We start from the raw sequence: 15675 nt of genomic DNA on the forward strand, positions 1-15675 counted from the left end.
AAGGAACGCACTGCGCAAACCGTAGGGTGCATAGTGTGAGACCGATTGATGCCTTGGTGAACTCTCTGTCCGAAGCGCGGGTCGTGACCGACCCTGACGTGATCGACTCCTATGCCCGCGATCGCACGTTCCTGGAGCCGGGCAAGCCGCTCGGCGTGGTGCTCGCCACCTCCCGTGACGACGTGGTGACGACCTTGAAGTGGGCCACCGAGCACCGGGTTCCGGTCGTGCCGCGCGGCGGGGGCACCGGCCTGGCGGGCGCCTCCGTCGCCGGGGACGGCGCGATCATCCTGTCGCTGGCCAAGATGACCGCGATCAGGGAGCTCCTTCCCGGCGACGAGATCGCCGTCGTCGAGCCGGGCGTCATCACCGCCGACCTGGACCGGGCCGCCAGGGAGCACGGCCTCATGTACGCCCCGGACCCGTCCTCGTACGAGATCTCCACGATCGGCGGCAACCTGGCCACCAACGCCGGCGGCCTGCGCTGCGTCAAGTACGGCGTGACCAGGGACTCGGCGCTCGGCCTCGAGGTCGTGCTGGCCGACGGGCGGATCCTGAACACCGGACGCCGCACGATGAAGGGCGTCACCGGCTACGACCTGACCGGCCTGTTCGTGGGCTCGGAGGGCACCCTCGGCGTGATCACCGCCGCCACGGTGCGGCTGCGCCGCGCGCCGGTCGCGCCGCCGGCGACGTTCGCGGCCGAGTTCGGCTCGCTGCGCGACGCCGGGGCGGCCGTGTCGGCGATCATGGCGGCCGGCTGCCAGCCGTCGCTCATGGAGCTGCTCGACCGGGCCACCCTGCAGGCCATCGACGAGTGGCGCAACATCGGGCTGGAGCCGACGACGCAGGCCATGCTGATCGGCCAGTCCGACGCGGCCGACGCGCAGGTCATGGCCGAGCGCATGGAGCGGCTGTGCATGGAGAACGGGGCCTCGTTCGTGGCCGTGTCCTCCAGCCCGGAGGAGACCGAGGAGCTGATCGGGCTGCGGCGGCTGGCGTACGGGGCCAAGGAGCGCCAGGGCTCGTGCCTGGTCGAGGACGTGTGCGTGCCGCGGTCGGTACTGCCCGACATGATCACCGCGATCGAGGCGGCGGCGGTGCGGCACGGCGTGCGGATCGCCACGGTGGCGCACGCCGGCGACGGCAACCTGCATCCGGTCTTCATCTTCGAGCACGGCACCGTGGAGCCGCCCCCGGAGGTGTGGGCGGCGGCGGACGAGGTGTTCCGGCGCGCGCTGGAGTTCGGCGGCACGCTCACCGGCGAGCACGGGGTGGGGCTGCTGAAGCAGCGCTGGCTGGCGCTGGAGTCGGGGCCGGTGGGCACCGAGGTCCAGCGGGGGATCAAGGCGGTTTTCGACCCGCTGGGCATTCTCAATCCGGGCAAAGCGATTTGATCTCGGCTTGACCAAGCCGTGACCTTGGGTCCGGATGTGCACACGACCTGGGAGAAAACACTGACTTTTCTCGTCAGAACGTGAAACTTCTGACACGTCCGGCAGACGCCCCAAGCATCACGCTGGTAGCGTTTTGCCACATCTATTGGGTTGTAATGGGGGTCCGACGTGAATCAGTTCCAGCCGTTGGCGGCGGACGATCCGCGGCGGCTGGGGGCGTATGACATCGTCGCCCGGCTCGGCGAGGGCGGCCAGGGAGTTGTCTATCTGGGCAAGAACGACTCCGGGGAACAGGCCGCGGTCAAGCTGCTGCACCACGCCCTGGTGGCCGACGCCGACGCCAGGACCCGGTTCCTGCGCGAGGTCGCGGTGGCGCAGCGGGTGGCCCGGTTCTGTACCGCTCCCGTGCTGCACGCCGACCTTGACGGGAGCCGGCCGTACATCGTGAGCGAGTACGTGCCCGGTCCCTCGCTGCGCGAGCTCGTCCTCAACGAGGGCCCGCGGCGGGGCGCGGCGCTGGAACGGCTGGCGATCAGTACGGCCACCGCGCTCGCCGCCATTCACCGGGCCGGCATCCTGCATCGCGACTTCAAGCCCGCCAACGTGCTCATGGGCCCCGAGGGTCCCGTGGTGATCGACTTCGGCATCGCCCGCGCGCTGGACTCTCCCGGCGCGACGGCCACGGGGATGGCCATGGGGACGCCTTCGTACCTGGCGCCCGAGCAGCTCAGCGGGGCCGCGGTGTCGGAGGCGGCCGACGTGTTCGCGTGGGGCGTCACGATGGTGTTCGCCGCGACCGGCAAGCCCGCGTTCGGCGCCGACTCCATTCCCGTGGTGATGAACCGGATCCTGAACGAGGAGCCGGAGCTCGGGAAGATGGAGGGCGGCGTGCTGGGCGACCTGGTGGCCGCCTGCCTGTCCAAGGACCCGGCCCAGCGGCCCAGCGCCGACGAGCTGATCATCCGTCTGACGGGCCAGCCCGCCCCGAAGGCCGCCATCGAGCCGGTCACCGGCGCCCAGGCCGGCGCGGTCGCCGGCGCTGAGGGATCCGGCGGTCGCACGGGTTCGCAGAGCGGCGCCGCCGGTTCCGGCCAGGGCGCCGGTACAGGTGCCGGTTCCGGGAAGGACTATCCCGGCCCCTGGACTCAGCCGACCGGCCCGCACGCCGTCGGCAGCCCGCTCCAGACCGGTCCGCAGCCCGTGGCCCCGCCTCAGACGGGCGACTACGGCCAGGCCGCGGCCGCCGCGGCCCAGCTCCCCGGTCAGCAGCTCCCCGGTCAGGGTGGCCCGGTCCATGGCGGTGTGCCTGGCGGTATGCCCGGTGGCGCGGCCCAGGGCGGGCCCGGTGGCCAGGCGCAGAGCGGCCAGCAGGGCGGCCGGCAGGGTGGCCAGCAGGGCGCGATGCCGCATGGCGGCCCGCACGCCGGCGGCCCCCAGAGCGGGATGCCCCAGCCCGGGATGCCGGGCGGCCCCGGGATGGCAGGCGCGGCCGGGATCGCGGGTGGGCCTGGGATGGCCGACGCTCAGCCCGGTGCAATGGGTCAGCCCGGTGCCATGGGTCAGGCCGGAGGCATGAACCAGCCCGGTGCCATGGGCCCGGGCGGAAACATGGGGCAGGCCGGAGGCGTCGGCGGCGCCATGAGCCAGGCCGGCGCCATGGGTGGTCAGGGTGCCATGGGTCACCCCGGCAACATGAATCAGGCCGGGGCGCACGGTGGGGTGGCGGCCGGGATTGCGGCTCAGGGTCCCGGTGGGCAGCGTTTTCCGGCGGGAGCCGCAGGTGGAAAGCCTGGTGGGACGGCCGACGGGGCGCCGGCCAAGCAGCGGCGTACGCTGACGCTCGCCCTGTCCGGAGCCGCCGCGGCGGCGCTCCTTGTGGTCGTCGGCGCCGTGGTGGTGCAGGCGAACAGCAAGGAGGTGCCGGTGGTGGCCGTGGGCAACTCCTCCAACAAGAGCACCTCGGGCGACGGCTCGGGCGCGGGCCAGCCGCCGGCCTCCACCGACCAGCAGACCGTGGTCCCGGTGCTTCCGAGCACCGACGTCTCGGTGCCGGTCCTGGACATCGAGACCGAGGACGGCGAGAAGCCCAAGGAGAACAAGGGGTCCAAGGAGCCCATCGCCCAGGTTCCGACCGTGGTGACCGAGGCGCCGCGGCCCCAGACGACCACGAAGCGCCCCGACCCGGAGCCCACTCCGACCAAGAGCAAGAAGAAGGTCGACACGACCATGGTCGAGCCCGACATGGAGCCGACCACCAGGCCGACGACCTCTTCCGGGCCGAACACCACGTCCGCGCCCACCAAGAACCCGACGACCAAGCCGACGGTGAAGCCGACCACCAAGCCCACCACCAAGCCGACGGTGAAGCAGCCGTACAAGAGCACGTTCACCCCCACGAGGGTCTGCGGCCCGGGCTACAAGGTGATCGACAGTCGCTCGCTGGGCAGCGCCACCATCTACCTGGCCTACAACGCCAGCGCCCGGATGAACTGCGTGGCGACCCTGTCGGCCATGGTCTATCCGAACAAGGTCCAGATGAACGCCATCCTCCAGGTGAAGGGCGGCGCCAGCGGGAGCAACCCGGGCAAGTTCACCGCGTACGCGGGGCCGGTGCGCCTGTCGGCGTACAAGAAGTGCGTGATCTGGGGCGGCACCTGGGGCACGAAGACCTGGAAGTCCGGCTGGAGCCACTGCACCTGATCGGTCCACGATGATGAGCCGCCGTCCGGATGACCGGGCGGCGGCTCTCTCTGTTTCCGGGAGCCGCACTGCGCTACGGTAATTGACGTGATCGTCAGATCTCCGATGCCGACGTCCAAAGGTCGGCGGACGCGGGCCGCGCTGCTGCAGGCCGGGCGCGAGGCGTTCGAGGAGCACGGCTACGACGCCGTGCGGATCGACGACGTCTGCGGGCGGGCCGGGGTCTCCCACGGCACCTTCTACACCTACTTCGGCTCCAAGGAGGCGCTGTTCGGCGAGGTGGCGGAGGCGGTGGTCGGCGAGATGTTCGCGGCGAGCGTCGTCGGCGCGGCGGCCCCCGACGACCCCTACGCCCGCATCGAGGCGGCCAACCGGCTCTACCTGCGGGCCTGGGCCGCCAACTCGCGCCTGGTGCGGATGTTCGAGCAGGCCGCCACCGCCGACGGCCGGTTCGGGCGGCTGCTGCTGGAGCTGCGCGAGGTGTTCGTGCGCCGGGGCGCGGAAGGGCTGCGGCGGCTGCAGGAGCAGGGGCTGGCCGACCCGTCGCTCGACCCCCGGCTGACCGCGATCATGCTGGGCGGGATGGTGGAGCACTTCGCCCACGTCTGGCTGGACCTCGGCGAGCAGGCCGACGAGGAGACGGCCGTGGGTCACCTGACCCGGCTGTGGGCACGGGCCATCGGATTGACGTCGGCGTCAGTTCCGGGCAGTCCACGTTCGCCAGGCTCGGCCCCCACGTCGGCGTCGGCTGCGGCTCCGGCGTCGGTTCCGGCCCTGGCGTTTCCGGAGGAGGAGGACGTGTGATCAGGAGCAGGCTCGACACGGGCGGCGAGGAGCACCGGCTGCGGCGCGAGGCGATGCTCGCCAAGCTGGCCGAGCTCGACGCCGAGCACGCCAAGGCGGTGGGCGGAGGCGGCGAGAAATACGTCGAGCGCCACCGCCGCCGCGGCAAGCTCCTGGCCAGGGAGCGCATCGAGCTGCTGGTCGACCCCGACTCCCCCTTCCTGGAGCTGTCGCCGCTGGCCGCGTGGGGCAGCGAGTTCCCCGTCGGGGCGAGCATGGTGTCGGGGATCGGGGTGATCGAGGGCGTCGAGTGCGTGATCACGGCCAACGACCCCACGGTGCGCGGCGGGTCCTCGAACCCCTGGACGCTGAAGAAGAGCCTGCGGGCGGCCGACATCGCGCTGCGCAACCGGCTCCCGTACGTGAACCTGGTCGAGAGCGGCGGCGCGGACCTGCCGACGCAGAAGGAGATCTTCATCCCGGGCGGGCAGATCTTCCGGGACCTGACCCGGCTGTCGGCGGCGGGGATCCCGACCATCGCGCTCGTGTTCGGCAACTCCACGGCCGGTGGCGCCTACGTGCCCGGGATGAGCGACTACGTGGTGATGGTGCGGGAGCGCGCCAAGGTGTTCCTGGGCGGGCCGCCGCTGGTGAAGATGGCCACCGGCGAGGAGTCCGACGACGAGTCCCTGGGTGGGGCCGAGATGCACGCCAGGGTCAGCGGGCTGGCCGACCACTTGGCGCACGACGAGCACGACGCGCTGCGGATCGGGCGGCAGATCGTCCGCTCGCTCGACTGGCGCAAGCGGGGCCTCGTGCCCGGCGCGAACGTGCGCGAGCCCGCCTACCCGGCCGACGAGCTGCTCGGCATCGTGCCCGAGGACCTCAAGGTGCCGTTCGACCCGCGGGAGGTGCTCGCGCGGGTGGTGGACGGCAGCGAGTTCGAGGAGTTCAAGCCGCTCTACGGCGCCTCGCTGGTGACGGGGTGGGCGCGGATCCACGGCTACCCGGTGGGCGTGCTGGCCAACGCGCGCGGGGTGCTGTTCAGCGAGGAGTCGCAGAAGGCCACGCAGTTCATCCAGCTCGCGAACCAGTCGCGCACGCCGCTGGTGTTCCTGCAGAACACGACCGGCTACATGGTCGGCAAGGACTACGAGCAGGGCGGGATCATCAAGCACGGGGCCATGATGATCAACGCGGTGTCCAACTCGACGGTCCCCCACCTGACCGTCGTCATGGGGGCCTCGTACGGGGCCGGCAACTACGGCATGTGCGGGCGGGCGTACGATCCCCGTTTCCTGTTCAGCTGGCCGAGCGCCAAGTCGGCGGTGATGGGACCCGCCCAGCTCGCCGGGGTGCTGTCGATCGTGGGCCGGGCGTCGGCCGCGGCGAAGGGGCGGACGTACGACGAGGAGGGCGACGCGGCGATGCGTGCCATGGTGGAGGCCCAGATCGAGGCCGAGTCACTGGCGTTCTTCCTGTCAGGACGCCTGTACGACGACGGGGTCATCGATCCCCGCGACACGCGTACCGTGCTGGGCATGTGCCTGTCGGCGGTCAACAGCGCGCCGGTGCCGGAGCCGGCCGGGTTCGGGGTGTTCCGGCCGTGATCACCCGTCTGCTCGTCGCGAACCGGGGCGAGATCGCCCGCCGCGTCTTCCGCACCTGCCGCTCGCTCGGCATCTCCACGGTCGCCGTCTACGCGGACCCCGACGCGGACGCGCCGCACGTGGCCGAGGCCGACCTGGCCGTACGCCTGCCGGGCGCGCGGCCCGCCGACACCTACCTGGACGTCGAACGCGTCCTGGCGGCCTGCCGGGAGTCCGGCGCGGACGCCGTGCACCCCGGCTACGGCTTCCTGTCGGAGAACGCCGGCTTCGCGCGGGCCGTGCTGGCGGCCGGCCTGACGTGGGTCGGCCCGCCGCCCGAGGCCATCGCGGCCATGGGCGCCAAGATCGAGGCGAAGCGCCTGATGACGGAGGCCGGGGTGCCCGTCCTGCCGTCGCTCGACCCCGACGCGCCCGGGGAGTTCCCGCTGCTGGTGAAGGCGTCCGCCGGCGGCGGCGGGCGGGGCATGCGGATCGTGCGCGCGGCCGGGGAGCTGGCGCGGGAGGTCGAGTCGGCGCGGCGCGAGGCCACGGCGGCGTTCGGCGACGGCACCGTGTTCGCCGAGCCGCTGCTGGAGCGGGCCAGGCACGTCGAGGTCCAGGTGCTGGCCGACCGGCACGGGAATGTGTGGGCGCTGGGCGAGCGCGAGTGCAGCGTGCAGCGGCGCCACCAGAAGGTGGTCGAGGAGTGCCCCTCGCCCGGGATCTCCGGCGAGACGCGGGAGCGGCTCTACGACGCCGCCGTCAAGGCCGCCAGGAAGATCGGCTACGTCGGGGCCGGGACGGTCGAGTTCCTGGTCAAAGGGGACCGGGTGGCGTTTCTGGAGATGAACACCCGGCTCCAGGTCGAGCATCCGGTCACCGAGCTGGTCTACGGGGTCGATCTCGTACGGCTGCAGCTCGAGGTGGCCGAGGGCGCCGTACTGCCGGCGGAGCCGCCCGCGCCCTCCGGGCACGCGGTCGAGGCGCGGCTCTACGCGGAGGACTCCGGCTATCTGCCCCAGACCGGGGTGTTGCGGCGGTTCGAGGTGCCCGGGGAGGTGCGCGTCGACTCCGGGGTGGAGTCGGGGTCGGTGGTGTCGCCGTACTACGACGCGATGCTGGCCAAGATCGTCGCCCATGGGCCGACGCGGGCGGCGGCGGTGCGCAGGCTGGTGGCGGCGCTGCGCGGGGCGAGGCTGCACGGGCTGACGACGAACCGGGATCTGCTCCTGAAGGTCCTGACCCATGCGGAGTTCGCCGCAGGAGACACCCACACCGACTTCCTCGCCCCGGACGGCCCCGTCGCGGCCGTCACCACGCCCGTCACCACGCCCGCCGGCGCGCCCGCCGTCGACGACCTGGCGGTCCTGGCCGCCGCCCTCGCGCTCGCCGCCGCCAACCGCCGCCGGGCGAAGGTGCTGGCGGGCCTGCCCGGCGGCTGGCGCAACGTCCGCTCCCAGCCTCGCCGGGCCCGCTTCGAGGAGGCCGAGGTCGTCTACGACCCGCTGCCCGAAGGCGTCACCGTGGTCGCCGCGGACCCGTGCCGGGTGATCCTGGAGCGCGGCGGTGTGCGGCGCGCGTTCGAGGTGTCTCGCTACGACGACGGAATGGTGTACGTCGACCACCCCGGCGGCCACGCCGAGCTGACCCCCGTCCCCCACCTCCCCGAGCCGGCCGAGCACGTCGCCCCCGGCTCCCTCCTGGCTCCCATGCCGGGCACCGTGCTGCGGGTCGAGGTGGCGGCCGGTGACCGGGTGACCAAGGGGCAGGCGGTGCTGGTGCTCGAGGCGATGAAGATGGAGCATCGGATCGCCGCGCCGTCGGATGGCGTGGTGGCCGGCGTACACGTGGAGAAGGGCCGGCAGGTCGACGCGGGCGCCGTGCTGGCGATCATCCAGGAGGGGAACTCATGAGCCTGGTGCATCAGGACCTGGCGGGGGGCGTGGCGACCATCACGCTGGACTCGCCGCCCAACCGCAACGCGCTGTCCGTACGCCTGCTCGGCGACCTGTCGGACCGGCTGCGCTGGGCGCTGGCCGAGCCGCTGGCCAGGGTGATCGTGCTGACCGCCACCGGCACGGTGTTCTGCTCCGGGGCCGACCTCAAGGAGCAGCGGCGTTCCGGGGCGCCGGTGACGGCGTCGTTCCCGGAGATCCTGGAGTTGATCTGGGACAGCCCCAAACCGGTCGTCTGCCGCCTCAACGGCACCGCGCGGGCGGGCGGACTGGGGCTGGTGGCGGCGTGCGACTTCGCCGTCGCGCCGCTGACGGCGTCGTTCGCGTTCACCGAGGTACGCCTGGGCGTCGTGCCCGCCATGATCTCGGTCCCGGTGCTCAGGAGGCTGAGCCCGCGCGCCGCGGCCGAATACTTCCTGACCGGCGAGGTGTTCGACGCCGCGACGGCGGCGGAGATCGGGCTCCTGTCGCGTGCCGTGCCGGAGGAGAAGCTGGACGCCACCGTCGCCCACTACGCCGAGTCGCTGATGCGGGGCGGGCCTGAGGCGCTGGCGATCACGAAACGGCTGGTCAGGGAGGTGCCCGCGATGCCGTTCGCGGAGGGGCTGCGGCGGATGACCGAGCTGTCCGCCGAACGCTTCACCTCGGAGGAGGGCCAGGAGGGCATCGCCGCGTACGTGGGCAAGCGGCCCCCCGCGTGGGTCCCGCCGGAGGTGTGAACGTGACGCCCCTGCGCATCGCGAACTGCAGCGGCTTCTACGGCGACCGGCTCTCGGCCGCCAAGGAGATGGTCGAGGGCGGGCCGATCGACGTGCTCACCGGCGACTGGCTGGCCGAGCTGACCATGCTCATCCTGGCCGGCAACCGTCTCAAGGGCCGCCCCGGCTACGCCCCGACATTCCTGCGGCAGCTCGAGGACGTCCTGGGCACCTGCCTCGACCGGGGCATCAAGATCGTGACGAACGCGGGCGGTCTGGACCCCGCGGGGTGCGCGGAGGCCGTGCGCGAGCTGGCCGCCCGTCTCGGCCTCTCCCCCTCCATCGCCCACGTGACGGGCGACGACCTCACGGGCCGCCCGCTCGACCTGCGCAACGCCGACACGGGTGAGCGCCTCGAGGCGACGCCCCTGACCGCCAACGCCTACCTCGGCGGCCGCCCGATCGCCGCCGCGCTGTCGGCCGGCGCGGACGTGGTGGTGACCGGCCGCGTGACGGACGCGGCCCTGGTGACGGGCCCGGGCATCTGGCGGTACGGCTGGGGCCCCGGCGACCTCGACCCGCTGGCGGGCTCGGTGGTGGCGGGCCACGTCATCGAGTGCGGCTGCCAGGCGACGGGCGGCAACTACGCCTTCTTCCAGGACGTCCCGGACCTCGCCCACTGCGGCTTCCCCCTGGCCGAGCTGCACGCGGACGGCTCCTCCGTGATCACCAAGCACCCCGGCACCGGCGGCCTGGTCTCCATCGGCACGGTGACGGCCCAGCTCGTGTACGAACTGGGCGGCCCCCGCTACCTGGGCCCCGACGTGGTCGCCCGATTCGACACCATCACCCTGTCGGACGACGGCCCCGACCGTGTCCGCGTCTCAGGCGTCCGGGGCGAGCCGCCACCGGGCACGCTCAAGGTCGCCGTCAACTACCTGGGCGGCTACCGCAACACGATGACCCTCGTCCTGACCGGCCTCGACGTCGAGGAGAAGGCCCGGGTGGCGGAGGAGGCCATCTGGGCCCGCATCCCCCGGGAGTCGTTCCACCAGGTGGACGTGTCCCTCAGTGGCACGGACCTGCTCCGCGTCACGGTCATGGACCCGGACGAGCGCAAGGCCGGCCGTGCCTTCTCCTCGGCCGTGGTGGAGACGGGCCTGGCCAGCTACCCGGGCTTCTACGGCCTCACCCCGCCGGGCGGCGCCTCGCCTTATGGGGTGTACTGGCCGGTCCTGGTCCCGGCGTCGGAGGTCCGCCCCCGGGTCTTCGTCGACGGCGAGGAGATCCCCGTCCCCGAGGTCGCGGCGGAGCCGCCCGGGACGGCCGTGGCACCGGCGCCGGGCCGGCGGGACGACGCGCGGCGGAGTCCGGCGCCGGCGGGCGTGCGCGTGCCCCTGGGCCGGATCGCCGGGGCGCGGTCGGGCGACAAGGGCGGGAACGCCAACCTGGGCGTCTGGACCGACACCCCCGGCCGTTACGACTGGCTGGCCTCCTACCTGACCGTCGACACCCTCAAAGAGCTCCTCCCCGCCCTGGCCGCCCACCGTATAGACCGCCACGACCTGCCCAACCTCAAGGCCCTGAACTTCGTCGTCCACGGTCTGCTCGGCCGCGGCGTGGCGGCGAGCCCCCGGATGGATCCGCAGGCCAAGGCCCTGGGTGAGGAGCTGCGCGCCCAGGTCGTGGAGCTCCCCTCCGGGCTAGGCCCCTGACAGGGCCCGCCACCCCAGCAGCCCCGCCCCCATCAGCCCGGCCAGCGCCCCCAGCCGGGACGCCCGGATCGGCGGAGCGGGCCGGAAGGCCAGCAGCCCGGCCAGCCGTTCCCTGAGGGGCACGAGCAGCGCGTCCCCGGCCTGCGCGACCCCGCCCCCGATGACGACGGCGCCGGGGTCCAGCAGCAGCGTGTACGTCGCCAGCCCCAGGGCGAGCGCCTCCACGGCCTCGTCCCACACCCGGACCGCGAGCGCGTCCCCCTCTCCGGCCCGCCGCACGACCTCCGCGGCCCCGTCCACCCCGCACCGCGAGGCGACGGCCCCACCCGACGCGTACGCCGCCAGGCACCCCCGTCCTCCGCACCCGCACGGAAGCCCGTCCGGGCGCACCGGGATGTGCCCGATCTGCCCGGCCCATCCGCCGGCGCCCCCGTACAGGGCCCCAGAAAGCACCACAGCGCCCGCGATCCCCGTGCCGATGGGCAGGTAGAGCACGTCGGTCCCGCCCTCCCCATGGGCCAGCTCGGCCTCCCCGGCCGAGCGCACGTCGTGCCCCAGCGCCACCGGCAGGTCCACGTCCGTGAACGCGGCGACGGGCACGTCGCGCCACCCGAAGGCGGCGGAGAAGACCGCGTGCGTGGGCGTGACGAGCCCGGGTACGGCCAGCCCGACCGCGAGCGGGCGTGCCCCGTCCCGTGGCCGGGTGAGGTCGGCGATGAAGGCGGAGATCGCGGCGATGACCTGGTCGGGACCCTGGGCGCGCGGGGTCGGCCGTCGCTGAAAGTCATGAATTGTCCCGTCGCGGGCGACAAATCCGCCTTTCATGGTGGTACCGCCGACATCGAGCGCCGCAACGTAGTCCATCCGGCCATCCTGCCCCCGGTCCGCACCGGGTTGACCGCCGGCTCAGCGCTCTCATAGGGTCGGATACTAGAATATCGTTCTGTCGAAGGGCGGTACATGACCTCCACCCACATCGACGTCGGCGCCATCGACTTCGCCGCGCTCGGCGCGTGGATGGACGACCAGGGGCTGCCCGGCGGCCCGATCGCCGGCACCGCGCCGGTCCTGGGCGGCACGCAGAACGTCATGGTCCGCTTCGAGCGCGGCGGCCGCCCGTACATCCTGCGCCGCCCTCCCCTCCACGCCCGCCGCAAGAGCAACGAGGTGCTGCGCCGCGAGGCGCGGGTGCTAACGGCGCTGCGCGGCACGTCCGTCCCCGCGCCCAGGCTGGTGGCCGCGCAGACCGAGCGCGAGCCGGTCTTCTACCTGATGGAGCCGGTGGACGGGTTCAACCCCTCGACCGGGCTGCCGGAGCCGCACGCCTCCGACCCGGCGATCCGGCACCGGATGGGGCTGGAGGCCGCGGCGGCGCTGGCCGAGCTGGGACGGGTGGATCCGGCGGTGCTGCCGGGGTTCGGCCGGCCCGAGGGCTTCCTGGAGCGGCAGGTGCCGCGCTGGCTCAAGGAGCTGGACTCGTACGGGGAGCTCGACGGCTATCCCGGCCCCGACATCCCCGGCCTGCGGGAGACGGCCGGCTGGCTCACCCGCCGCCTGCCCGGCACGTTCGCCCCGGGGATCATGCACGGCGACTACCACTTCGCCAACCTCATGTTCGCCCGCGACGGGCCCCGCGTGGCCGCGATCGTCGACTGGGAGATGTGCACGATCGGCGACCCGCTCCTCGACCTCGGCTGGCTGGTGGCCACCTGGCCCTCGAACAACGGCCACGTGCCGGGGCTGCCGCCGCCCCGGGAGATCATCGCGTACTACGCGGCGCTGTCCGAGCGCGACCTGTCGGCCATCGAGTGGTACGCGGTCATGGCCTGCTTCAAGCTGGGCATCGTGCTGGAGGGCACCCACGCGCGGGCGTACGCCGGCAAGGCGCCCAAGGACATCGGCGACCTGCTGCACGCGACGACTTTGGGGCTGTTCGAACGGGCCCAGGAGTTCATGGAAGGGGCGCTCGGGTGACGTCATAGCGTGATTTCCAGAAAAAGACGATCATACGTTCGCCCGGGGACGTACAATTGCGCGCAATTGCATCTGTTATCGGGGAAGGATCGTCATGCGAATGCGGTTCCTCGGCTCCACCTCGGAGGCGGGCGCCTGTCCCACCCTGTACGAGACCGATCGCGGCACCATTGTGGTGCAAGGCCTGCAAGTGACCGACGCGGAGGCACTCGCGGATCTCCGCGACGTTCTCGACGGCGAGACCGCTGTTGAGGTGCCCCGCGAGCTCCTGACCGAAATCGCCCGCCGAGTCCTGTCCGACCATTCGGCAACCGCTTTCCCGACCAGCGAGGGAACACCGACGGCAACCGGTTGATCACAATTGCGACAGACGCTGGCATGATCGGCATGGGCGAGACTAGCCTCTTGCGGCGTGACGTCCTTTCAGCAGGCGCGCATCGACCTCGGCGGTCAGCTACGTCAGCTCCGCGAGGCGGCCCATCTCTCGGGCAAGGAGCTGGCCGAGCGGCTGCGCTGGCAGCCGTCCAAGGTCTCCCGGCTGGAGAACGCCCGTCAGACGGCGACCGAGGACGACGTGGTCGTGTGGGCGCAGGCGGTCGCCGCCTCGCCCGACACGACCGACGAGCTGATCAGGCAGTCGATCGCGCTGCTGGAGCGGCACGACAACTGGAAGCAGCGCCACCGCAGCGGGCTGGCCGCCATCCAGGAGGACATCCGCGACCTCGAGGCCCGCACCAAGCTCTTCCGCGTGTTCGAGCCGGGCATCATCGTGGGCCTGCTGCAGACCTCCGAATACGCCAGGCACGTCTTCCGCAAGGTCAAGCGGCTCTACAGCGCCGCCGACCAGATCGACGCGGCCGTGCGCGTGCGCATGCAGCGCCAGGAGATCCTCTACGACCGGACGCGCACGTTCAGGTTCGTGGTGCCGGAGGCGGCGCTGCGCACCTGCCTGGCGCCGGCCGAGGTCATGCGCGGCCAGCTCGACCGCCTGCTCGCCGTCAGCACGCTGCCGAACGTGGAGTTCGGCGTGATCCCGTTCGGCACCGAGCTTCCGGCCAGCCCGATCAACGGATTCTGGATCTACAACGAGGCCATGGTCGCCGTCGCCACGATGACGAAGGACCTGATCCTGCGCGATCCCGATGACATCGCCTTCTACGTGCGAGCTTTCGACGATTACGCGAAGATTGCGGAGTTTGAGGAAACCGGACGAGAAGTCATCATCAGAATTCTTCACGAATTCCGGAAACAAACTCCACATTAACCGCAGCAATTGCTTGCCTCCCACCGCAAGATCGTGCAATTCTGGCGCGAGACGTTGCGGAGGTGACGCATGATGCTTGATACCGCGCTCTGCCTCGAGCGGTTCGCGTGGCACGCGGGTCGTCACGCCGACCTGTCGGTCCAGAACCTCGCCCTGTCCAGCGACCCGGCCTACGTGGCCGTCCGGAACCGGTTCTCGGCCACCCTCGCCGAGACCGTGACCTGCTCGGACGAGGGAGCGTTCATCACCTCGTGGGGCTACCGCCTCGGCACCACGGACGACGTCGAATCCGCCGCCGCCCGCCTGGCCTTCCTCCTGGCCGCCCTCCCCGCCTGACCCGCTGTTGCGAGATGTGATCCCTTGCGGTAATTGTGACTTCCGTGGCATCCGAGCAGACGAGCCAGGCACCCATCACCACGGCCGACGTGTGGGACCTGAAAGCCGATCCGGTGCGGCTCGAAACGCTGGCCGACGGCTGGCGCGGCCTCGGCTCGAAGGTACGCGGCGCGGAGGAGAAGATCACCACCGCCGCCCGCGCGGTGTTCACCGCCGAGGACTGGACGGGCGCGACGGCCAACGCGTTCAACGACTACCGCAAGCGGCTGGCCGATGACATCGACCGGGCCGGCACGTGGGCGGACAACGTCGCGCAACTCCTCGATCAGACGGCCACGACGTTGCGGGTGCAGCAGGGGCTCCTCGACGACGAGCGCGACAAGCTCAAGGAGGTTCCCTCCAGCGCGAACGCCCGGGGCCTGACCTTCCGGCCCGCCAACGCCGACCAGACCGGCCAGGTCAACGGCGCGATCCAGACGGCGGAGGAGATCCGGCGGCGGGTGGACACGCTGCTGGAGGACAAGCGGCGGGACATGGACTACTACCGGGAGCAGTTCGACCAGATCGCCGAGGAGTGGGCGTACCGCGCGAACCTCCCGGCCGACCCCGAGCCCGGCCAGGACGACCCGCAGACCTCCCCCGACAACCCGGCGGGCACCACACCCGACACACCGGCGGAGACCCAGCCCGAGACCGAGACCCAGCCCGAGAACCAGCCCGAGAACCAGGCCCAGCCCGAGAACCAGCCCGAAACGCCGGCCGAGAGCCAGACCGAGCCGGCCGCCGACACCCCGTCCGACGCCCCTGGCGAGATCCCTGGCGAGACCCCGGCCGCCGGCGGCCCTCAGGGCACCACCGTGCCGGTCATCGGCCAGAGCGCGAACACCGACCACAAGATCGTCGCGCACACCATCTGGGACCTCTAGGTGTCCTGAAGGTCGAAGCCCGCCTCGGCGCCGGTGAACTTGCCGTCGGCGAGCTCGTCGTCCATCTCCTTGAACGCCTTGATCACCTTGCCCAGCCGCTCGCCATCGGCGTCCAGCACCCCGATGAGAACGCCCGCGAGCTTGTCGGCGGACGCCTGCAGGGCCGTGTACGCCTCCTCGGAGGTGCCGCCGAAAGCTCCGGAGGCCGTCACCGAAGGCTCCCCCGACAACGCCCGGCGCCCCTCCTCCACGGCGATGCGCGCCTCGTCCATCCGCCGGACCAGCGTCTCGACCGAGCTGAACCTCATGTGTGCGTCAGCGCCCATGCGGACGAGTGT

Annotated in this window: 14 protein-coding genes; 12 read left to right on the forward strand and 2 right to left on the reverse strand. The window is 72.1% G+C overall.

Annotated features, from left to right (window positions below):
• Positions 1-56: 56 nt before the first annotated feature.
• The 7 genes from AB0I15_RS27040 (at position 57) to AB0I15_RS27070 (ending at position 10837) form a co-directional block, all read left to right on the forward strand.
• Complete coding sequence (locus AB0I15_RS27040; protein WP_358101070.1) at positions 57-1397, forward strand: FAD-linked oxidase C-terminal domain-containing protein; 1341 nt, start codon at positions 57-59, stop codon at positions 1395-1397.
• A gap of 168 nt (positions 1398-1565) precedes the next feature.
• Complete coding sequence (locus AB0I15_RS27045) at positions 1566-4097, forward strand: protein kinase (RefSeq protein ID WP_358101073.1); 2532 nt, start codon at positions 1566-1568, stop codon at positions 4095-4097.
• Between the two features lie 87 nt (positions 4098-4184).
• Positions 4185-4901, forward strand: coding sequence for a TetR/AcrR family transcriptional regulator (locus AB0I15_RS27050; protein WP_358101075.1), 717 nt, complete (start codon positions 4185-4187; stop codon positions 4899-4901).
• Between the two features lie 53 nt (positions 4902-4954).
• On the forward strand, positions 4955-6490 hold the full coding sequence (locus AB0I15_RS27055; protein WP_358101418.1) for a carboxyl transferase domain-containing protein: 1536 nt from the start codon (positions 4955-4957) through the stop codon (positions 6488-6490).
• The gene (locus tag AB0I15_RS27060; RefSeq protein ID WP_358101078.1) at positions 6487-8382 is read left to right on the forward strand and encodes a biotin carboxylase N-terminal domain-containing protein; all 1896 of its coding nucleotides are present in this window, start codon (positions 6487-6489) and stop codon (positions 8380-8382) included. Before AB0I15_RS27055 ends, AB0I15_RS27060 begins: the two co-directional genes overlap by 4 nt.
• Positions 8379-9143, forward strand: coding sequence for an enoyl-CoA hydratase-related protein (locus AB0I15_RS27065; protein ID WP_358101080.1), 765 nt, complete (start codon positions 8379-8381; stop codon positions 9141-9143). The genes AB0I15_RS27060 and AB0I15_RS27065 overlap by 4 nt, the downstream gene beginning before the upstream one ends.
• A 2-nt stretch (positions 9144-9145) precedes the next feature.
• On the forward strand, positions 9146-10837 hold the full coding sequence (locus AB0I15_RS27070) for an acyclic terpene utilization AtuA family protein (RefSeq protein WP_358101083.1): 1692 nt from the start codon (positions 9146-9148) through the stop codon (positions 10835-10837).
• Here the strand turns inward: AB0I15_RS27070 and AB0I15_RS27075 are convergent.
• Positions 10826-11701: an ROK family protein gene (locus AB0I15_RS27075; protein ID WP_358101086.1), complete on the reverse strand. Its 876-nt coding sequence runs from the start codon at positions 11699-11701 to the stop codon at positions 10826-10828. The genes AB0I15_RS27070 and AB0I15_RS27075 overlap by 12 nt on opposite strands.
• Positions 11702-11797: 96 nt before the next feature.
• Between AB0I15_RS27075 and AB0I15_RS27080 the strand changes: the two genes are divergently transcribed.
• The 5 genes from AB0I15_RS27080 to AB0I15_RS27100 all read left to right on the forward strand — a co-directional run bounded on the left by AB0I15_RS27080 (position 11798) and on the right by AB0I15_RS27100 (position 15337).
• Positions 11798-12811, forward strand: a complete 1014-nt coding sequence (locus tag AB0I15_RS27080; protein ID WP_358101089.1) for a phosphotransferase family protein — start codon at positions 11798-11800, stop codon at positions 12809-12811.
• Between the two features lie 94 nt (positions 12812-12905).
• A complete protein-coding gene (locus tag AB0I15_RS27085; protein ID WP_358101092.1) occupies positions 12906-13166 on the forward strand; it encodes a hypothetical protein in 261 nt (86 codons plus the stop codon).
• Between the two features lie 57 nt (positions 13167-13223).
• Entirely contained in the window at positions 13224-14075 is an 852-nt protein-coding gene (locus AB0I15_RS27090) for a helix-turn-helix transcriptional regulator (protein WP_358101095.1), read from the forward strand.
• 69 nt (positions 14076-14144) lie between these two features.
• Positions 14145-14411 carry a hypothetical protein gene (locus tag AB0I15_RS27095; RefSeq protein WP_358101098.1) on the forward strand — a complete coding sequence of 89 codons (267 nt, stop codon included), beginning with the start codon at positions 14145-14147 and terminating at the stop codon, positions 14409-14411.
• A gap of 44 nt (positions 14412-14455) precedes the next feature.
• Positions 14456-15337: a hypothetical protein gene (locus AB0I15_RS27100; protein ID WP_358101101.1), complete on the forward strand. Its 882-nt coding sequence runs from the start codon at positions 14456-14458 to the stop codon at positions 15335-15337.
• Here the strand turns inward: AB0I15_RS27100 and AB0I15_RS27105 are convergent.
• Entirely contained in the window at positions 15334-15663 is a 330-nt protein-coding gene (locus tag AB0I15_RS27105) for a hypothetical protein (RefSeq protein WP_358101103.1), read from the reverse strand. The genes AB0I15_RS27100 and AB0I15_RS27105 overlap by 4 nt on opposite strands.
• Positions 15664-15675 lie beyond the last annotated feature (12 nt).

The sequence above is a fragment of the Nonomuraea sp. NPDC050643 genome (assembly GCF_040654715.1).
Lineage (GTDB): Bacteria > Actinomycetota > Actinomycetes > Streptosporangiales > Streptosporangiaceae > Nonomuraea.